Annotated in this window: 14 protein-coding genes, 1 tRNA gene and 1 pseudogene; 2 read left to right on the forward strand and 14 right to left on the reverse strand. The window is 57.7% G+C overall.

Annotation, left to right across the window (positions count from 1 at the left end; translation table 11 throughout):
* Positions 1-136: 136 nt before the first annotated feature.
* The 8 genes and pseudogenes from typA to scpB form a co-directional block, all read right to left on the reverse strand.
* Positions 137-1957, reverse strand: coding sequence for a translational GTPase TypA (typA, locus tag Q1J88_RS00260; RefSeq protein ID WP_301115386.1), 1821 nt, complete (start codon positions 1955-1957; stop codon positions 137-139).
* Positions 1954-2709, reverse strand: a complete 756-nt coding sequence (truB, locus tag Q1J88_RS00265) for a tRNA pseudouridine(55) synthase TruB (protein WP_301115387.1) — start codon at positions 2707-2709, stop codon at positions 1954-1956. Before truB ends, typA begins: the two co-directional genes overlap by 4 nt.
* Positions 2710-2746: 37 nt before the next feature.
* Entirely contained in the window at positions 2747-3160 is a 414-nt protein-coding gene (gene rbfA, locus Q1J88_RS00270; RefSeq protein ID WP_301115388.1) for a 30S ribosome-binding factor RbfA, read from the reverse strand.
* Between the two features lie 2 nt (positions 3161-3162).
* Positions 3163-6135, reverse strand: a complete 2973-nt coding sequence (gene infB / locus Q1J88_RS00275) for a translation initiation factor IF-2 (protein WP_301115389.1) — start codon at positions 6133-6135, stop codon at positions 3163-3165.
* Positions 6136-6199: 64 nt separating this feature from the next.
* Positions 6200-7684: a transcription termination factor NusA gene (nusA, locus tag Q1J88_RS00280; RefSeq protein ID WP_301115390.1), complete on the reverse strand. Its 1485-nt coding sequence runs from the start codon at positions 7682-7684 to the stop codon at positions 6200-6202.
* Positions 7681-8169: a ribosome maturation factor RimP gene (gene rimP, locus Q1J88_RS00285; RefSeq protein ID WP_301115391.1), complete on the reverse strand. Its 489-nt coding sequence runs from the start codon at positions 8167-8169 to the stop codon at positions 7681-7683. The genes nusA and rimP overlap by 4 nt, the downstream gene beginning before the upstream one ends.
* Before the next feature lie 304 nt (positions 8170-8473).
* On the reverse strand, positions 8474-10081 hold the full coding sequence (locus Q1J88_RS00290) for a pseudouridine synthase (protein WP_301115392.1): 1608 nt from the start codon (positions 10079-10081) through the stop codon (positions 8474-8476).
* Positions 10082-10356: 275 nt separating this feature from the next.
* Positions 10357-10899, reverse strand: a pseudogene (gene scpB / locus Q1J88_RS00295) (SMC-Scp complex subunit ScpB); the annotation flags it as partial.
* Positions 10900-10969: 70 nt separating this feature from the next.
* Between scpB and Q1J88_RS00300 the strand changes: the two are divergent.
* Positions 10970-11046, forward strand: a tRNA-Met gene (locus Q1J88_RS00300).
* Between the two features lie 668 nt (positions 11047-11714).
* Here the strand turns inward: Q1J88_RS00300 and Q1J88_RS00305 are convergent.
* The gene (locus Q1J88_RS00305) at positions 11715-12758 is read right to left on the reverse strand and encodes a CobW family GTP-binding protein (RefSeq protein WP_301115393.1); all 1044 of its coding nucleotides are present in this window, start codon (positions 12756-12758) and stop codon (positions 11715-11717) included.
* A 75-nt stretch (positions 12759-12833) separates the two neighbouring features.
* On the opposite strand from Q1J88_RS00305, the gene Q1J88_RS00310 reads away from it, so the two are divergent.
* Complete coding sequence (locus Q1J88_RS00310) at positions 12834-13982, forward strand: GNAT family N-acetyltransferase (RefSeq protein WP_301115394.1); 1149 nt, start codon at positions 12834-12836, stop codon at positions 13980-13982.
* Positions 13983-13990: 8 nt separating this feature from the next.
* On the opposite strand, the gene phaR is transcribed toward Q1J88_RS00310, so the two are convergent.
* The 5 genes from phaR to Q1J88_RS00335 all read right to left on the reverse strand — a co-directional run bounded on the left by phaR (position 13991) and on the right by Q1J88_RS00335 (position 18919).
* A complete protein-coding gene (gene phaR / locus Q1J88_RS00315; protein WP_301115395.1) occupies positions 13991-14560 on the reverse strand; it encodes a polyhydroxyalkanoate synthesis repressor PhaR in 570 nt (189 codons plus the stop codon).
* 62 nt (positions 14561-14622) lie between these two features.
* A complete protein-coding gene (phbB, locus tag Q1J88_RS00320) occupies positions 14623-15360 on the reverse strand; it encodes an acetoacetyl-CoA reductase (RefSeq protein WP_301115396.1) in 738 nt (245 codons plus the stop codon).
* A 47-nt stretch (positions 15361-15407) separates the two neighbouring features.
* Complete coding sequence (phaC, locus tag Q1J88_RS00325; protein ID WP_301115397.1) at positions 15408-17042, reverse strand: class I poly(R)-hydroxyalkanoic acid synthase; 1635 nt, start codon at positions 17040-17042, stop codon at positions 15408-15410.
* A 72-nt stretch (positions 17043-17114) separates the two neighbouring features.
* Positions 17115-17969: a peptidoglycan editing factor PgeF gene (gene pgeF, locus Q1J88_RS00330; protein ID WP_301115398.1), complete on the reverse strand. Its 855-nt coding sequence runs from the start codon at positions 17967-17969 to the stop codon at positions 17115-17117.
* Positions 17957-18919 carry an RluA family pseudouridine synthase gene (locus Q1J88_RS00335; protein ID WP_301115399.1) on the reverse strand — a complete coding sequence of 321 codons (963 nt, stop codon included), beginning with the start codon at positions 18917-18919 and terminating at the stop codon, positions 17957-17959. Before Q1J88_RS00335 ends, pgeF begins: the two co-directional genes overlap by 13 nt.
* Positions 18920-18936: the final 17 nt, after the last annotated feature.

Below are 18936 nucleotides of genomic sequence, written 5' to 3' on the forward strand. Positions count from 1 at the left end.
GCGACCGTCAAAAGGCACGGACGCTGGAAATGCACCGAACCCGCCTAAGCGGGTTCCGGCGTCAAATCAAATGGTTTTGCGAGATGACTCGCGGGCGAAGATGGAACGTGGTACCAAGATGGCACCACGAGCCGCCTTAACTTGCTTCGCGCATGGCGCGACGGCGCTCATGCTCTTGCAGATATCGCTTGCGCAGACGAATCGACTTGGGTGTGACCTCTACCAGTTCGTCATCAGCAATAAATTCCACCGCATATTCAAGGGTGAGACGAATGGGGGGAACCAGGTCGATATGCTCATCCTTGCTGGTGGTACGTATATTGGTCAGCTTCTTTTCACGAATCGGATTGACGACCAGATCGTTATCCCGGCTGTGAATGCCAATGATCATGCCCTCGTAAAGTGCGTCGCCCGGGCTCACAAACATGCGACCACGATCCTGAAGCTTCCATAGGGCATAAGCCACTGCTGCGCCGTCATCCTGACTGATCAGAACGCCGTTACGACGCTCGCCTACACTACCCTCGCGCATTGGGGCGTAGTCATCGAAAATATGACTCATCAGGCCGGTACCACGCGTGAGCGTCATGAATTCGCTCTGGAAGCCGATCAGACCGCGCGCAGGAATTCGATACTCAAGGCGGGTCCGGCCACGTCCGTCCGATTGCATGTCCAGCAGATCGCCCTTGCGTCGACCCAGCTCTTCCATCACACCGCCCTGATGACCTTCTTCGATATCGACGGTCAATAGTTCGAACGGCTCATGACGCACGCCATCGATCTCCTTGATGAGAACTTGCGGACGCGATACAGCCAGCTCGTAGCCCTCGCGACGCATATTTTCAAGAAGGATCGTCAAATGCAGCTCGCCCCGGCCGCGCACTTCGAACACCATGTCGTCGTCCGTAGGATTGACACGCAGCGCCACGTTAGACTTGAGCTCTCGCTCGAGCCGGTCGCGCAGCTGACGACTGGTGACATATTTACCTTCGCGTCCTGCCAACGGCGACGAGTTGACCATGAAGTTCATGGAAAGCGTGGGCTCGTCAATACGCAGCATGGGCAGGGGTTCGGGGGTATCCGGATCCATGACTGTGCAACCGATACCGATATCTTCGATACCATTGATCAGCACGATGTCACCCGCTTCTGCCTCATCGACCAGCTTTCGGTCAAGGCCGCTGAACTGCTGCACCTGATTGATGCGTCCCTTGAAGCGTTCGCCCTCGGGACCAAACTGTACCAGCACATCCTGCCCTGGGCGGACCTTTCCGCGATTGACGCGCCCGATGCCGATCTTTCCAACGTAAGTGCTGTAGTCGATCGAAATGATCTGCAACTGCAAGGGGCCGTCGGCATCGTCTTCTCGCTGCGGCACGTGCTTGAGAATGGCGTCGAAAAGCGGACGCATGTCGCCGCTTCGCACATCGTCGGTCAGGCCTGCGAAGCCCGAAAGGCCCGATGCATAGATAATCGGAAAATCCAGCTGCTCTTCGGTGGCTCCCAGCTTGTCAAACAGATCAAAGGTGGCGTTGATGACATGGTCCGGGCGGGCACCCTGCCTGTCAATCTTGTTGACCACAACGATAGGTTTCAAACCAAGGCCAAGTGCCTTGCGTGTGACGAATCGGGTTTGAGGCATGGGGCCTTCAACAGCGTCAACCAGCAGGAGTACGCCGTCAACCATGGACAGCACCCGTTCGACTTCGCCTCCGAAGTCCGCGTGTCCCGGGGTGTCAATGATGTTGATGTGTGTACCCTCGTACTCGACCGCACAGTTTTTCGACAAGATGGTGATGCCACGCTCTTTCTCGATATCGCCAGAGTCCATGACCCGTTCGGACACGTGCTCGTTATCGCGAAAGGTTCCTGACTGGCGCAGCAACTGATCCACCAGGGTGGTCTTGCCGTGATCGACGTGAGCGATGATGGCTACATTGCGCAAGGCGCGTTTCATACTTGATCCTTTGGTTTTGAATTTTGGGGCCACAAGCCTTCAGGCAAGGCGTGCAGCGCTATAAGCACTGATTGCGGAGCGTCCATCGCCTGAAGCGATTCAAGCTCGATTGCGTCCTCCAGGTGGAACGGCCCGACCTGAGTCCGACGCAAGGCGACCAGATGAGCGCCACAGCCAAGGGCGCGCCCGATGTCCTGAGCCAGCGTACGTATATACGTGCCTTTGCTGCAATGGACCAGAATTCGCGCATCGCCACCTTCGAAATCGAGCAGTTCAAGGCGGTGTATCAATACCTTCCTGGGTGGCCGGTCCAGCTCAATACCCTGACGAGCGTACTCATACAAAGGCTTTCCATCTCGTTTCAGAGCGGAATACATGGGCGGAATCTGTTCGATTTCGCCGCGGAACGCAGCAAGTGCCCGTTCAAACTGATCTTGCGAGACGGGTTCCGCATCGGCCGGCTGCTGAAAAACTACGTGCCCGGTCAGATCACCGGAATCCGTTTCCTCGCCCAGGCGCAGCGTCGCTTCATAAACCTTATCGGCCTCGAGCATGGCTGCGGAAATCTTGGTAGCCCGCCCCAAACAGCATACCAACAGCCCGGTAGCGAACGGGTCAAGCGTGCCGGTGTGACCAGCCTTGCGTGCATCCAGCGCACGTTTGGCCCGCTGCAAGGCATGATTACTCGACAAGCCCTCGGGTTTGTCGAGCAACAGGACACCATCGAGCATCTGCCCGCGTCGGGAAGCCATCGTCAAATCTCTCTTGTAAGCAGCAACGACAGCCCCTTCAGGACTGCTCGTCGGGGTCCTCGGGCTCGGCGGGCTCGGATGCGGAATAGCTTTGGGGACGGTTCGCTTCGTCGATAAGACGAGACAACTCCATACCGCGGACCAGGCGCTCGTCGTGGACGAAACGCAATGTGGGCACAGTGTGTATGTGCAGCATCTTGAACAGCAGCGAATGCAGCCATCCGGCTTTTTCGTTCAGAGCCGCCTCGGCGGCCTGAGGCTCGGCACCCATGACGGTGAAGTGAACCTTGGCGTGAGCATAGTCGGCCGACAGATCGACTCCGGTAAGCGTCACCAGCCCGGCGCGAGACACGTCGATCTCGCGCTGGATCAGGCCGGCCAGATCCTTCTGGATCTGGTCGGCGAGCCGCGTATTGCGACCCTGGTTCGGCCGGGATTTATGTCGAGCCATGCTTACAGCGCCCTTGCAATCTCTTTGATTTCAAAGATCTCGAGTTGATCGCCGACCTGAATGTCGTTATTACCCCGGAGCGTAATACCGCAGTCAAATCCAGCCTTGACTTCCTTGACGTCGTCCTTGAAGCGACGCAAGGAATCGATATGCCCTGTCCAGTGAACCACGTGGTTACGCAACAACCTCACTTGGGAGTCGCGTCGCACCACGCCGTCGGTAACCATGCAACCGGCAATATTGCCAATGCGGGACACGCTGAACACCTCGCGGATCTCGACCATGCCGATGACTTCTTCGCGCTTCTCGGGCGCCAGCATGCCAGACATCGCATTGCGCACATCATCGATAGCGTCATAGATGATGTTGTAGTAGCGCAGATCGATACCGTTGTGCTCGGCAAGCTTCTTGGCGCTTTGCTCGGCACGCACGTTAAAGCCGATGATGACGGCATGAGACGCAATGGCCAGGTTGACGTCACTTTCGGAGATGCCACCCACGGCGGCGTGTACCACTTGTACACGCACTTCGTCGGTGGACAACTTGAGCAGCGACTGCACCAAGGCTTCTTGCGAGCCCTGTACGTCGGTCTTGACGATGAGGGACAGCGTCTGGGTGCCTTCGCCAATGTTCTCGAACATGGATTCAAGCTTGGCGGCCTGCTGGCGTGCCAGCTTGACATCGCGGTACTTGCCCTGACGGAACAAGGCAATTTCACGCGCCTTGCGTTCGTCCGCCATGGCAATGACCTCGTCGCCCGCCGACGGTACTTCGGTCAGACCCTGAACCTCGACCGGCATAGCTGGTCCGGCGCTGTTCACGGGCTTGCCGTTTTCATTAAGCATGGCGCGAACGCGACCATAGCTGGCACCGGCCAATATGGCGTCGCCCCGCGACAAGGTTCCGCTTTGTACCAGGATAGTGGCCACGGGACCACGACCCTTGTCGAGGCGCGCTTCGATGACAATGCCTTTGGCCGGAGCGTCGACCGGAGCCTTGAGTTCGAGCATTTCGGCTTGCAACAAAACATTCTCGAGCAGGTCGTCGATACCCTGACCTGTTTTGGCCGACACCGGTACGAACGGCACGTCGCCACCGTATTCTTCGGGAACGACTTCTTCTGCAACCAGTTCCTGCTTGACACGCTCGGGATTGGCCTCGGGCTTGTCGATCTTGTTAATCGCAACAACCAAAGGCACTCCGGCCGCCTTGGCGTGGTGGATGGCCTCTTTGGTTTGCGGCATGACGCCGTCGTCGGACGCAACAACCAGAATGACGATGTCGGTCGCCTTGGCACCGCGCGCCCGCATCGCGGTAAACGCCTCGTGTCCCGGGGTATCGAGGAAGGTAACGACGCCGCGATCGGTCGTCACGCTATACGCACCGATGTGCTGCGTGATGCCGCCGGCTTCGCCCGATGCCACCTTTGCGGTACGAATGTAATCAAGCAACGACGTTTTTCCGTGGTCGACGTGACCCATGACCGTGACCACCGGCGCACGGGGCAGGGCCTCGACTTCGCCCAATTCGTTTTCGGCCGCGTCGAGGAAGGCTTCCGGGTCGTCCAGCTTTGCAGCAATAGCAGTGTGCCCGAGCTCTTCGACCAGAATCATGGCCGTTTCCTGGTCAAGCACCTGGTTGATGGTAACCATCTGACCCAGTTTCATCAGATGCTTGATTACCTCGGCAGCCTTGACCGACATCTTGTGGGCCAGGTCGGCGACGGTAATGGTTTCGGGCACATGCACTTCGCGTGCGATGAACTCGACAACTTGTGGCTCTTTCCGTTGCTCGGCCTGCGCCTGCCTGTTGCGGCCACGGCCACCCTTGCCGGATTTGCCAGAGGCGCGCCAGCCGTCCCTGCTTGGGCTGGAGGGGGCAGCATCGGCACGTGCAGCAGGCTTCTTGCGTCCGCTGTCATCGCTCCAGGCGGTCGAGACCTCGGAACCCTTAACGGTTTTCTTGACGTCGCCTGCAGCCTTGGCATCTTTCTTGGCACCCTTTCCAGCAGGTTTATGCAGGGTTCCGGAAATATTGCCCGGTTCGGGCTCGGGCGCCTTCAAGACCTTGCGCGGACGACTGAGCATCTGGCGCAATGCGGCGGCTTCGGCTTCGGCCGCCTTACGGGCACGTTCCCGTTCTTCTTCACGCGCCAGCTGTTCGGCGGCAGCGTCAGCGTCGTGATTGTCCTGCGACGGCTTTGCGTCAACAGGTTCCTTTGCTGGCGTCGTGTCCGCTTTTTTGGCGGCCGGCTCTTCGGCAGGCGCCACGGATTTCGCATCGGCCTCGGCTGCTTGGGGCTGGCTGGATTGTTCAGTTGCAGCCGGCTCGGCATCAGTGGCTTGAGCGGCCGGCTCGGGCTGCTCGACCTCAGCTTGCGGAGCAGGCTCGGGTTCGGATTTGAGCGGCTCCGGCTGCTGGGTGGCGGCGGTCTTGGCCACCTCGGGAGCTTCGGCCGCGCCAGACTCGTCCGGTGCGGAAGCAGGCACTGCAGCAGCAGCCTGGTCGGGCTGGGAGGGCTGGACACTGTCGCTGGAGTCGTCGACCTTCTGGGCAGCCGCACTCGCTTCGTCTGCCCTTACGGCTTCAGTATCGGCCTTGGCTTCTGCTTCGGCCCTGGCCGCCGCCTCGGCTTTGGCTGCCGCTTCGACCTTGGCTGCCTCGGCCATAAGCTCGGCTGGATCGCGACGAACAAATACTCGCTTCTTGCGCACCTCGACCGGAATCGTCCGGGAGCGACCAGAGCTGTCAGCCTGACGAATTTCGGAGGTTTGGCGGCGCGTCAGCGTGATCTTCTGGCCTTCGGAGGCTCCGTGGGCACGCCGTAAAGACTCGAGCAGCTTCGCCTTGTCTGCGTCGGTGACGCCATCGTCAACCGACTGGAGTTCAACGCCGGCGGCACGCAACTGCTCTAGCAGCACGTTGGCAGGCATTTTCAGCTCGACTGCGAACTGGGCGACGGTGTTACTCGACATTCGACTCTCTCTTACTTACAACTACGTTTTTAATAAATATGGGTTCAGTCCGACATGATGGCACTCATGCTTCGTCGCTGAACCAATGGGCTCGTGCCTTCATGATGAGGGCGCTGGCCGCTTCTTCGTCCAACTGGGTGATCTCTGAAAGTTCGTCAGTGGCCAATTCGGCCAGGTCATCCAGGGTATATACATTGTGCTCACCGAGCTTGACCGCGAGCTCGGGGGTCATTCCCTCGAGCTCGAGTACAGCAGGATCGACCTTCTGTACCTGCTCTTCTTGAGCGATGGCCTCGGTAAGCAACGCATTACGTGCCCGCAGACGCAGCTCGTTGACGGTATCTTCGTCAAATGCGTCGATCTCGAGGAGCTCCTGGATAGGGACGTAAGCGATCTCTTCAAGGCCGGTGAAGCCTTCATCAATAAGAATGTCGGCGACTTCTTCGTCAACATCCAGGCGGTTGATGAAGGTCTGGCGCAATTCGGCGCGCTCTTCATCCTGGCGGCTCTGGCTCTCTTCGGGCGTCATGATGTTGATCTGCCAGCCAGTCAGCTCGGATGCCAGACGCACGTTCTGGCCGCGCGCTCCGATAGCCTTGGGAAGGTTCTCGGCGTCGACGACAACGTCCATGGCGTGGCGATCTTCGTCGACCACAATGGATTCCACATGTGCGGGCGCCAATGCGCCGATGACGAACTCGGCCGGATCATCGGACCACAAGACAATATCGACCTGTTCTCCGCCCAGCTCGTTACGAACCGCAGTGACACGAGAGCCGCGCATGCCAACACAGGTACCGATGGGATCGATACGCTTGTCGTAGGCCACGACGGCAATCTTTGCCCGAACGCCCGGATCTCGCGCCGCAGCCTTGATTTCGAGCAGGCCCTGTTCGATTTCGGGGACTTCATTTTCGAAGAGCTGACGAATGAACTCGGGCGCGGTGCGCGACAAGATCACCTGCTGACCTCGTGCAGAATGATCGACCTTGTGTACCCACGCGCGAATGCGGTCACCAACCCGGATATTTTCCTTAGGGATCATTTCGGTGCGGGGCAAGCGCGCTTCGATCTTGCCGGTTTCAATAATCGCATCGCCCTTGTCCATGCGCTTGACGGAGCCGGACACGATCGTTTCGCCACGCTCGAGGAAGTCGTTGAGCACCTGCTCGCGTTCGGCGTCGCGAATGCGCTGCAAGATGGCCTGCTTTGCAGCCTGGGCACCAATCCGACCGAACTCCTCGGGCTCGAGAGGCTCTTCGATGTATTCGCCAACCTCGATGCCCGGCACGATTTCCTGGGCTTCCGAATAAAGCTCTTGCTGATCGGGCTCTTGCAAGCCGGCTTCGTCGGGCACAACCAGCCAACGCCGGAATCCCTTATGGGCTCCGGTTTCGCGATCAATGGAAACACGCACATCCGCGTCTTCCTTGAAGCGCTTTTTCATGGCGGACGCCAAAGCGTTCTCAAGCGCTCCAAACACCACTTCGCGCTCTACGTTCTTTTCACGCGCGAGGGCGTCAACCAATAGAAGAATTTCGCGACTCATCGCTTTTTACCCTTGAAATCAAGTACGGGATCCAATTTGGCACGATCAACATCATCGAAGACGAAGTTCAAGACCTTGGCCTCGCCGGATTTGCCTTCGGGCTCGAGTTCGAGCTGAAAGGAAGGACCAGCTTCTTCGCCTGCGTCGTCAGAGGCATGCAAGATGCCGGAAAAAACCTTGCGACTGTCTATGGCCTGGCGAAGCTTTATTTCGACGCGCTGCCCGGCAAACCGCTGAAAGTCAGCGACTGTCTTGAGCGGACGATCGACGCCTGGCGACCCGACCTCAAGGCGCTTGTAATCGATGTTTTCGACTTCAAAAACTCGTGACAGCTGCTTTGAAACCCGCTCGCAATCTTCTATGCGCACTCCGCCTTGCCGGTCGATGGTGACGCGGAGCAAACCCAGCGGCGCGCGCTCGACATCGACAAGCTCGACTTCCATACCAGCAATAGCTTGTTGTGTCAGTGCGAATAGATCTGCCATAAACTCAAAAAAAAAGGGCTGTCATCCAGCCCATATTGCTGCGCCACCGTTGCCCTGCCGTATGCCGGCCAGGCGCCGGGCGCACTAAAAAATGTGCCGCTATATTTCAGTGCTGTCAAACAACCCTTTGCCCAAAGGCCTTGCCTAGCAAGTCCACTGTCACAAACACATATAGCTGTAAAGCTCTATATTCTAACAGAAATAGGCAAAAGATCGTGGTTTATCGCGACCTTACCTAAAAAAAAGCAGCGCAGCCCACTACAACCCGCAGGTGAACGCGGACAGCAGACTGCAATACCTTGCTTCACCGGCCGCGTCCGCCAATAATTCCCAACCTCGACTCGTGGGCGGAAGCACTGCGCGGTTGCCAGTCATCTGCACGCGACGGACGATTGGCTTTTCCGCTACGCCGGTTGGAACTGGACTGTTTGCCATCACCCTGCTGGCGGGCCGTTGGTTTTCCGGCACTCTTTCCTTTGCGCACAGCAGGCTGCTTTTCGGCCGTTCCGCCGGCGCCCTGCACCGCAGCCTTGGCGCCGTGGGCAGCCTTGCGCCGGCCTTGTTTCTTGGGCTTCTTGACTCCGGCCTCGGGGTGGCCGTTAGGCAGCCCGCCACTGAACATCAGGCCGGTTCCATAGGGATCCGAGGGAAACGTCTGGGTGATTGCGGCCTTGACACCGCGTCCGCCAGACAGCTTGCCGCGCCGGCTGATCTTGGCGCCATTCAGGCCGTTGCGCTCAAGCGTGCCAAAACCGGGAGGCAAGGCATTCTCGTTTGAAACTGGCTGGCGCGACTTGCGACCACGCCTGGCTTCGCCCGTTTCGCCGTCGGCACTGATCAGACCCAGTTGAACCATGAGCGCCGTGACGAGAGAACCGTCGAGTTCCTCCCAGCGTCCGCGACGCAAATTACGTGGCAGCACGACTTCGCCAAATCGTGTGCGGATCAGACGGCTGACAGTGACTCCAGCCGCTTCGAACATGCGCCGGACCTCGCGATTACGACCTTCGTGCAAAGTGGCGCGATACCAGCGATTGCTGCCTTCACCGCCAATGAACTCAAGCACACCGAATTTTGCCAGACCATCCTCAAGCTCGATGCCTTCTACCAGCCGCGACTGTTGCTCTGCCGTCAATTCGCCCAACACGCGCACAGCGTACTCTCGCTCTGCACCATAGCGAGGATGCATGAGCCGGTTCGCCAGGTCACCGGAGGTGGTCAGAATAAGCAAGCCCTCGGTGTTGAGATCGAGACGCCCAACCGACAGCCATTTCCCTGCCTTGACCTTGGGAAGGCGAGCGAACACGGTGGCTCGACCGCCTGGATCGTCGTGACTGACGATTTCGCCGGCAGGCTTGTGATACAGAATGACTCGAGGCGGCTTTGAGGAATTGGGCCGGGAAATAAGGCGGCCATTTACCCTGACCTGATCCTGGGCGCCCACGCGCTGACCGATGTGTGCAGGCTCTCCATTGACCGAAACTCGACCGGCAATGATGAGATCTTCCATTTCGCGACGTGAGCCGACACCGGCGTCAGCCAGCACCTTGTGCAATTTTGGCATTACAGCTTCGCTGCTCAGGTACTTGCCCAGACGCTGTTCCATCTTGGCCTCCTTTTCAAGGTAAGCCAACGCCTGATCGGTTTCTTTTTCGGCACCGGCCTTGGAGACGCCTTTGGAACGGGGTGAGCGGGCAGGACGGCTCGCCGTTGCCTCTGCAGCCTCGGATGCAGCCTGCTCGGTTACCGGCTCGGCCGCGTCCCCGCGACGGCGCCTGAACGGTGTGCGCAGCTTTCGCCCTCGGCGCGGGGGGCTCGGCTTTTCATCTGCACTACCGTTGGGCTCGACGCCTGTTTCTTGATTTGCCAGCACCTGGTTGTCGGTTGCGGCAATTTGTTCTGCTGAATTCATATTGTCAGAAATACTCCGTATCAATCTTTGTCGTGTTCTTGAATGGCCGACACACGCGCCAGCTCTTGGTCCGGATCTTCGTCGGGGTCGGGCTCCGAGTCGTCCATTAACCCTTCGGCTGCGGCGATAGCCCCCGCGGCTGCCTGTACGCCATCATCCGGCTCCACCTGGGCCCCATCACCCGGCTCTCCTTGGGCCGGATTGCCTTCTGTTTCAGATGCGCTTTCAAGCGACCCGTGGAGCAACTCGGGTTCGGCTTCCGGAACCTCTTCAAAATCGAGCCCGGCCAGTGCGGCGATATCATCCTGCGTGTCGAGCTGCGGCAACTCGTCAAGTGCCTTCAAGCCGAGATCGTCCAGGAACTGAGTGGTGGTGCCTAAAAGTGCGGGTCGGCCTGGTGCGTCGCGATGCCCCAGCACTTCGATCCAGCCACGCTCCTCGAGCGTTTTAATGATCTGGGACGAAACGCTTACACCACGAATGTCTTCGATGTCACCGCGAGTGACAGGTTGCCGCCAGGCAATGATAGCCAGCGTTTCGAGCACAGCCCGCGAATACTTCGGCGGCCTTTCGGGACTCAGGCGCTCGAGGTAGCGTTGCATTTCGGCCCGACTCTGAAACCTGTACCCCTTGGATAACTCTACCAGCTCGAGACCCCTGTCGGCCCAGGCTTCTTGCAAGACTTCGAGGTAAGCGCGCAGCTCGGCCTTATCTGGCCCGGATTCACCGAACAGCCGGCTCAATTGCTCGATCGACAAAGGTTCGTCGGCACACAGCAGTGCAGTTTCCAGAACTCGTGTTATCTGTGATTCGGTCATCAATTGGCCGGTGGTTTAACCACCTAATTTGCATGAAAGAAAAAAGTGCGTTAATATTTCATCTTCCAGACGCGGGGTGGAGCAGTCTGGCAGCTCGTCGGGCTCATAACCCGAAGGTCGTAGGTTCAAATCCTGCCCCCGCAACCAGATTCAAAATGGGTCAAGCGCAAAAGCGTTTGGCCCATTTTTATTTTGCTGGCAAAAGCGCTGGAATGTTTGGCAAGCAACAAATCACCGCTTGTATTTACCGACGTCGAAAACTTGGGCAAGGTGCCTGCCGGAACCGCCACGACGGACGAAACGACGAACGAATCAATGGCGCTAGCGGGGTCCGTAGCGACAACGTCGTTAGATACACAAGCGTTTAAATACATATATGCCAACCAGCCAAGAACCTTCAGCTAGAACTTTGCCTGTCGCCGGCACCATGGCCAACAATCAGATATTTGGACGAATGCTGTGGTCGCAACAGCCGGCAATGCAACCGACGTCGCAACAAAGGCGAAGCCAGGCCGGCACGAAAAGCAAAGTACGAATTAGTGTTCAGTACAGCCCTTGCTGATTCGAAGTGGAATCCGAAGCCGGGCATCAATTATTTTGAATTTGCTTAAACCCGTCTGAACACCGGTTGGCACCGGAGAATGCATCGAGAACGGATTAGGGTCGAAAAAGCTCGCGTGCTGCAAGCAGGCTTGGTAGCCTTGTTTAGTTAAGCCGACCAAAAAATATTAGCGATATTTTTTCTTATTACACCATTGCAGACGACATATTGCAATCCTTTCGACGTATTCAAAATATCATTTTTACAACGTCGCTTACAACGGAACCCCGGCCTGGATTCCCTCTTCTGCCAAGATGTCCCTCAGATGCCTTTCAAAGTCGCGGGCATTTTGACCGGCAACGATAAACACCAGTACCGGCTGCGGTGGATGAGTCGATTGTGCCGCGAGTTCGGGAAGAGCCTCAACAGGGTAAAGCTGCCTGTGCACCCCGTGTACGGCGCTGAGCCCCGCACCTTGTCCAAGGCGCAACAAACCCTTCACCCGCAAAAGATCGATGCCTGAAAGTTCGTGAACTCGCCCCAAGGCCCGGTAAAACGACGCTTGTGACACCTCGCCGTCAATGGGCAGGGTCAGCACGTGAACAGCATCGTGGGCGAAGCGGTGAGTCTTGACCAGACCATCCAGCGGCAGTTCCAGGGACCGTGAAGCATTCTTGGCCAGAGTTTTCTGCACGGTCGCAGCGGCCAGCAAATCATCCAGTCGAGGCAGTGACTGCTGATCAAATATATCTGCCTGCTCGTTAAGTTCGTGCACAGCATTGACAAGAGCCTGTTGCTCGGCCGGTGTGGCCAGATCTGTCTTGCTGACCACCACGACGTCCGCCTGGACAAGTTGTTGTCGCGCCTGTGGGTACTCGTCCAGTTGAATCAGACCGTGCGTGGAATCAACGACTGTAATACAGCCGGCATACACGTAACGATCACGCAAGAAGCCTTCATATTTGAGGGTGTGCATTACTGCGGCCGGATCAGCAAGCCCGGTAGTCTCGATCACGATGCGCGAAAACGGCGGGATGGTCTTGTGCAGGGCCGAAAGAAACAAGTCGCGCAAGGCCTCTATCAGATCGCCTCGAACGCTACAACACACGCAACCTGATTCCAGCAGAATGACGTTGTCGCTGATATGCCTGACGCGCTCGTGATCCACACCCACCGAGCCCACCTCATTGACCAGCAGCGCGATTCGCCGGACCTGCTCGGGATCGGCACGGTCGGCGGCCAAAATCCGGTTCAGCAGCGTTGTCTTGCCGCTACCCAAGAACCCTGTTACCACCGTGACTGGAATCCTGTTGCCCATGGCTCGCCCCTGTGAAGGAAAATCACTACACTTGCTGGATACCTGATTTATTCCTCAAAGCTTTTGGTTGCCGCCTTGTCTGAACAATTTTCTTTGGTAGAACATATCAGCGATATTAACGCCGAACAGTGGAATAGTCTGGCTCAAGGCCACCCCATGCTGCGGCACGAGTTTTTCGTGGCACTCCAGGAAACGGGCTGCGCCAGCGCCCAGACGGGCTGGTCCCCCCACTTCCTGACCTTGCATCGCAATGGCGACCTTGCAGCGGCGATGCCTCTATACCTCAAGTACCATTCGCGCGGCGAATACGTCTTCGACATGGCTTGGGCACGGGCTTTCGCCGAACATGGTCTGCGCTACTATCCAAAACTGCTGTCGGCTGTGCCTTTCACGCCGGTTCCGGGCCCACGGCTTTTGGCCCGCAATCATGAAGACCGCGTCCTGCTTGCCCGGCAAGCCATCGAACTGGCCGCTCAAAACGAGCTTTCATCCCTGCATGTGCTGTTTCCGATGGAAACAGACATGGCCGCGCTCAGGGAAGCCGGCTTCATATTTCGCGAAAGCATCCAGTTCCATTGGCACAATTCCAACTATCGGGATATGGACGACTTTCTTTCCCGATTCAACCAGAAGAATCGCAAAAAGCTCAAGCAGGATCGAAAGAGGTCATTGCAGGCCGGGGTTACATTCCGATGGATTTCCGGAGATGACATTAACGACGACACGCTGGAGTTCTTTTACGCATGCTATGTGCGCACCTATTTTGAACACGGAAACCCCCCGTATCTGAATATGGAATTTTTTCAGCGCCTTGTAGCCGCCATGCCAGAGCATCTGGTGTTCGTAGTGGCTTACCAGGAAAACGCACCGATAGCGTGCGCATTGAATATTCAAAGCGAAGATGCGCTTTATGGCCGCTACTGGGGCGCAACGAAGTTCATTTCCGGCCTGCATTTTGAAACCTGCTACATGCAAGCCATCGAGTACTGCATCGCCAAGGGGTTAAATCGGTTCGAAGGGGGAGCTCAAGGCGAGCACAAGCTTGCGCGAGGCATGTTGCCGGTGCGAACCTACTCTGCCCATTGGATTCGAGATGCGCGCTACGCTCAGGCAATCGCCGATTTCCTGGAACGCGAAACCGTGGCCATCGACGAATATGCAGATATCCTTGAGGAACACAGTCCGTTCAAGAAGACCCCTGGCAATCCGGTTGGGGTGACCTGAGCCGACCCTTATTTTTTCTTGTCTTCGTCGGGTGGGGTCGGCGACACAAACGGAAAAACATTGAACATCGAACGGGTCTGATCCTGCATCTGGTCCTGCATCTGGACAAAGAGATTCTTGCTCTGGTCGATGTAGTTGTTCATCATGGTTTGCAGTATGGGCGTCTGAACATTCATGAACTGGTTCCACGCCTCGGGACCAAACTGCGGGCCATACAGACCTTTCGACTGCTCTACCACGCGTTCCTGGATCTCCATGAAGGCCTGGATGTTCTTGTCAAGAAACGAGCCCATCACGCCCTGCATGGAATGGCCGTAAAAACGGATAATTTGACGAAGCGCCATTGACGAGAAAATGGGCATGCCGCCACTTTCTTCTTCGAGGATGATCTGCAGAAGGATGCTGCGTGTCAGGTCTTGCGACGTCTTGGCATCTACCACCTCAAAGTCTTCGTTGTCGAGCACCAGTTGTTTTACGTCTGCCAGCGTAATGTACGCGCTGGTATGGGTGTCATAGAGCCGCCGGTTGGGGTACTTCTTGATCAGTCGTGGCGTGTTGGCCTTTTGCGATTGCGTCATATCAGGAGGTCGACTAAAAATTGAAGGAACAGCATTTAACTCTGGTGAATGTGCTACGTGCGTCAGCCCATGTGAAGGCCACCGTTAAGCGAAAAATCGGCCCCGGTGGCAAAGCCGGATTCCTCTGACGCCAGCCATGCAACCATCGACCCGATTTCATCGGGAGTTCCGAGACGCTTTACCGGAATTGTGTTGACAATTTTTTCGAGCACATCGGGACGCATGGCGCGGACCATGTCGGTACCAATATACCCAGGCGAAATGGTATTGACAGTGACACCCTTGCTGGCGACTTCCTGGGCCAGTGCCATGGTAAAGCCATGAATACCCGCCTTCGCCGTTGAATAGTTGGTCTGACCGAACTGCCCCTTCTGACCATTGACGGAACTGATATTGATGATGCGCCCCCATTGGTTTTCGATCATGCCTTCGATGACCTGCTTGGTGACGTTGAACAGGCTGTTCAGGTTGGTATCCATAACTGCTCGCCAGTCTTCGCGAGACATCTTGCGAAACAGCCCGTCACGCGTGATGCCGGCATTATTTACCAGCACTGCCACCGGGCCATGTTCGGCCCTGACCTTTTCGAATGCTGCAACTGTGGAGTCCCAGTCGGCAACATTGCCCACGGAAGCATGAAATTTGTACCCCAGGGCGGCCTGCTCCGAGAGCCACTGCTGATAATCGCGGCTGGGGCCGCAACCCGCAACAACGGTGTATCCCTCTCGGGCCAGTCGCTGGCATATTGCGGTTCCGATGCCGCCCATGCCGCCTGTTACGTAAGCCACTTTACCGCTCATGTGCTTCTCCTTGTTGCGAAGGTGTAGTGCCGCCTTACTGTTCCCCCCTATGGGGACCGTACCTTTACATACCGTCCGGGCGCCGGCTCGATGGGCTCGTACTGCGGGTTGCCCAGCCGCTTCACCGCCCTTTTTCGAGTTCCTGAATAGTTGGACAGCCATTTTGCCCAGTCGGGCCACCAACTGCCAGCGTGCTCGGTTGCCTGCCCGATCCAGGTGTCGGGATCGCCGGGCAAGTTGGCATGAGCCACGGATTCCGGCGTTACCCAGTAGCTGCGACGTCCCTGGGCGGGAGGATTTATGACACCTGCAATATGGCCCGACGCCCCCAGGACGAAACGCTGGTTGCCACGCAAAAGCCTGGTGCTTGCGTAAGCTGACCGCCAGGGGACAATGTGGTCTTCGCGCGAGCCATATATGTAAGCTGGCATGTCTAGTGTGCCCAGGTCAATCGGATGCCCGTCGATCTCGACGTCGCCCGGACTCTTTAAACGGTTCTCGAGGTAGGCATTTCGCAAGTACCAGGAAAAGAACGGGCCAGGCAAATTCGTGCCATCGGCGTTCCAGAACAGGAGATCGAAAGCCGGCGGCGCTTCGCCCTTGAGGTAATTATCGACCACATAGTTCCACACCAGCTCGTTGGGCCGCAGGTACGAAAACGTCGTGGCAAGCTCGCGCGCCGACATCAGCCCGCCCCTGCCCAGCTGACGCTCACGGGCCTGCACGTGGAGCTCGTCGATGAAAATATCAAGTATGCCCGTATCGCCAAAATCGAGCAGCGAGGTCAGAAGGGTAAGAGATGCCACGGGGTCTTGACCCTTTGCCTTGGCCAGCGCGAGCGCTGACGCCAACAAGGTGCCCCCCACACAAAATCCCAGTGCATTGACCTGTTTCTGTCGCGAGACGTTGCAAGCAACCTCTATCGCCTGCAAGACTCCATCTTGCAGATAATCGCTCCAGGTAGCTGTATCTGCGCCGTCATCATCCGTGATCTGGGGATTGCGCCAGGAAATCAGAAAGACGGTAAAGCCCTGCTCGACCGCGTAGCGGACAAATGAATTGTGAGGCTGCAAGTCGAGAATGTAGAACTTGTTGATATTGGGCGGCACGATAAGCAGCGGACGCCGATACACAGAAGATGTAAGCGGCGCATACTGTATGACTTGCATCAGGGTGTTTTCGTATATCACCGCACCATCAGTGATTGCAAGATCGCGCCCCACCTCGAACCGGTTCTCGTCGGTTTGCGTGATGCGCCCTTTTTGAATGTCGGCCAGAAGATTGAACAACCCATTGCGCAGGGATTCGCCCCGCGTGTCGGCCAGGCGCTGCTGGACTTCGGGATTGGTTGCGAGAAAATTGGCCGGCGACATGGCCTCGATCCACTGCATGCAGTTGAAGCGCAGACGCTCGTGAGCCTTGTCGGGCAACTGGATGGCGTCGACCATTTGCTGAACGGCTCGTGCAGAAAGCAAATAGGCGTGCGCCATGACGAGGCTTGCCGGGCTGGAAGCCCAGGCACTGCCTTTGAAGCGGCGGTCGGTGGGCGGCGTGAGCGTGCCATTCTGGGCCCGCGAAAGCATGTCTGCCCAGCCTTTGGAGAACTCTGCCTGGATACTGGCCAGCCTCTCGGGCGAGACGCTGACCGGAACAGGCCATTCAGTTGAAGACGGGGCGTGCATCGTGCAATCCTACTCAGACTCTTGCTAAGAATGTTGTACTGCAACAAGTGCAGTGTCAATCAGGGTAAGTCGCTAGCTCTCAAGCCAGGCCACGGTCACCATCCGGCCAGTGGCGCCATCTCGGCGATATGAATAGAACAAATCCCGCTCGGCATGCGTACAAAGCCCGCTCAGATCAATCGAGCTAACGCCCAAATTTTTCAGCCGCTGGGCTGCCAGCGCTGGAAGATCGGCCAGCCACCGCTGGGGGCGACCCTTCTTGAAGCAGGCGACTGCCTGTTTGTCGTGTTCGACGAAAAGCTGGCGCACTTCATCGCCCACTTCAAACGCCGCCTGGCTGATTGCCGGACCAATCCATGCCCGCCAGGAGGCATGTGGCACCCGTTCTTGCAAGGCAGCCATGGTGGCCTCGAGCACTCCGTGAGCCAATCCACGCCAGCCGGCATGCGCCAGCCCCACAATTGTGCCTTCGTCATTTGAAAGCAACACGGGCAAGCAGTCGGCCGTCATGATGCAAAGCACCCGGCCCTTAGTCTGAGTGATGGCCGCGTCCGCCGTCGGCACCACCCCGGCCGGCAAGGCGGCACCCGCTTTGGCGACTTTATCAGACCAGGGGATGAGGCAACGCATGTCGGCATCGTACACATCGGTGCCGTGTATTTGCTGCAGCCAGACGGGTTCGGAAGGCAGTGCCGCAGCCAGCCTTTGACGGTTGATGCGGACCGCCCCCATATCGTCTCCGACATGATCGCCCAGATTGAATGTGTCAAATGGCGCACTACTGGCGCCCCCGGCAGGCGCCCACCCTTTGCCGCCCCCTGTGTCAATGGTCCAGCCGGGAGCCATGCGCAGCGTAGAAAAATACCTGACACCCTGCCAGGCACGCCCCGATACTACCGGCAGACCTTTCCAGTTCAGGATTCCCACTGGATAACCTCCAACGCCTGGACAAAGTCGGGCGGCATGGGAGCCGCAAATGACAGGCGCCTCTCCGTACCCGGCTCATCAAAGGCAAGAGCACGCGCGTGCAGCATCTGGCGGCTCATTCCGCCTATTTCCTTGCCTCCGTAAAGCACGTCGGCGATCAGGGGATGCCCCAGACAGGCCATATGAACCCGTATCTGGTGGGTGCGGCCGGTTTCCAGCCTGCACACGACCTCGGTGACCTGGCCACCCGGCTCAAGTCGACCCATGCGCTGAGGCTCGTAATGAGTAATGGCCGGCTTCGGAGCAATAGGACGGTCGGTGCTCATTCGAACGGGCACTCGAGCGTCGCGACCAATGGGCAGGTCGATTCGTCCAGCCGAAGATAAGGATCCGTGCACAAGCGCGACATACTCCCGGCTGACTGTCCGGGCCTGCAACTGACGCACGAGATGAGTCTGAGCCTGCTCGGTCCGCGCCACCACCAGCAGGCCGGATGTATCCTTGTCGAGTCGATGCACGATACCCGCCCGGGGCACTCGTGCCAGCTCGGGATAGCGATATAGAAGCCCGTTCAGCAAGGTGCCCGACCAATTGCCGGCTCCGGGATGCGTGACCAGACCAGCCGGCTTGAACACCACGATCCACCCGTCGCCTTCGTCAATGACCTGGAAATCAACAGGCTCTGGGGAAAATGCCAAGTCTTCCGGTGCAACTTGCGGCCAGACCGTGATTTCGTCACCGGGGCCCACCATTTGCCGCACGCGGGCGACGGATCCGTTTACCAGCACGTGACCGTCCTCGATCCAGCCTTGCAAACGGCTGCGTGAATGCTCGGGTATCAACTTGGCCAGCACCTTGTCCAGACGCTCGGGTCGGGCCTTGAGGGGCCGACGAAAACTCTGGGACGTTGACGCGGTTAAACTATCTTGCTCGATATTTGTGTCAGGCATGGCGACTAACCATATAA

Origin of the sequence: Pusillimonas sp., assembly GCF_029263785.1 — a bacterium.
Taxonomy (GTDB): Bacteria; Pseudomonadota; Gammaproteobacteria; order Burkholderiales; family Burkholderiaceae_B; genus Pusillimonas.

What these genes read in the sequence shown, in the direction of transcription:
- rbfA (WP_301115388.1), bottom strand. Translation starts at nt 3,160, where the DNA reads ATGGCTCGACATAAATCCCGGCCGAACCAGGGTCGCAATACGCGGCTC.
- Q1J88_RS00290 (WP_301115392.1), bottom strand. Translation starts at nt 10,081, where the DNA reads ATGAATTCAGCAGAACAAATTGCCGCAACCGACAACCAGGTGCTGGCA.
- typA (WP_301115386.1), bottom strand. Translation starts at nt 1,957, where the DNA reads ATGAAACGCGCCTTGCGCAATGTAGCCATCATCGCTCACGTCGATCAC.
- Q1J88_RS00305 (WP_301115393.1), bottom strand. Translation starts at nt 12,758, where the DNA reads ATGGGCAACAGGATTCCAGTCACGGTGGTAACAGGGTTCTTGGGTAGC.
- phaC (WP_301115397.1), bottom strand. Translation starts at nt 17,042, where the DNA reads ATGCACGCCCCGTCTTCAACTGAATGGCCTGTTCCGGTCAGCGTCTCG.
- rimP (WP_301115391.1), bottom strand. Translation starts at nt 8,169, where the DNA reads ATGGCAGATCTATTCGCACTGACACAACAAGCTATTGCTGGTATGGAA.
- Q1J88_RS00335 (WP_301115399.1), bottom strand. Translation starts at nt 18,919, where the DNA reads ATGCCTGACACAAATATCGAGCAAGATAGTTTAACCGCGTCAACGTCC.
- phaR (WP_301115395.1), bottom strand. Translation starts at nt 14,560, where the DNA reads ATGACGCAATCGCAAAAGGCCAACACGCCACGACTGATCAAGAAGTAC.
- infB (WP_301115389.1), bottom strand. Translation starts at nt 6,135, where the DNA reads ATGTCGAGTAACACCGTCGCCCAGTTCGCAGTCGAGCTGAAAATGCCT.
- nusA (WP_301115390.1), bottom strand. Translation starts at nt 7,684, where the DNA reads ATGAGTCGCGAAATTCTTCTATTGGTTGACGCCCTCGCGCGTGAAAAG.
- phbB (WP_301115396.1), bottom strand. Translation starts at nt 15,360, where the DNA reads ATGAGCGGTAAAGTGGCTTACGTAACAGGCGGCATGGGCGGCATCGGA.
- truB (WP_301115387.1), bottom strand. Translation starts at nt 2,709, where the DNA reads ATGGCTTCCCGACGCGGGCAGATGCTCGATGGTGTCCTGTTGCTCGAC.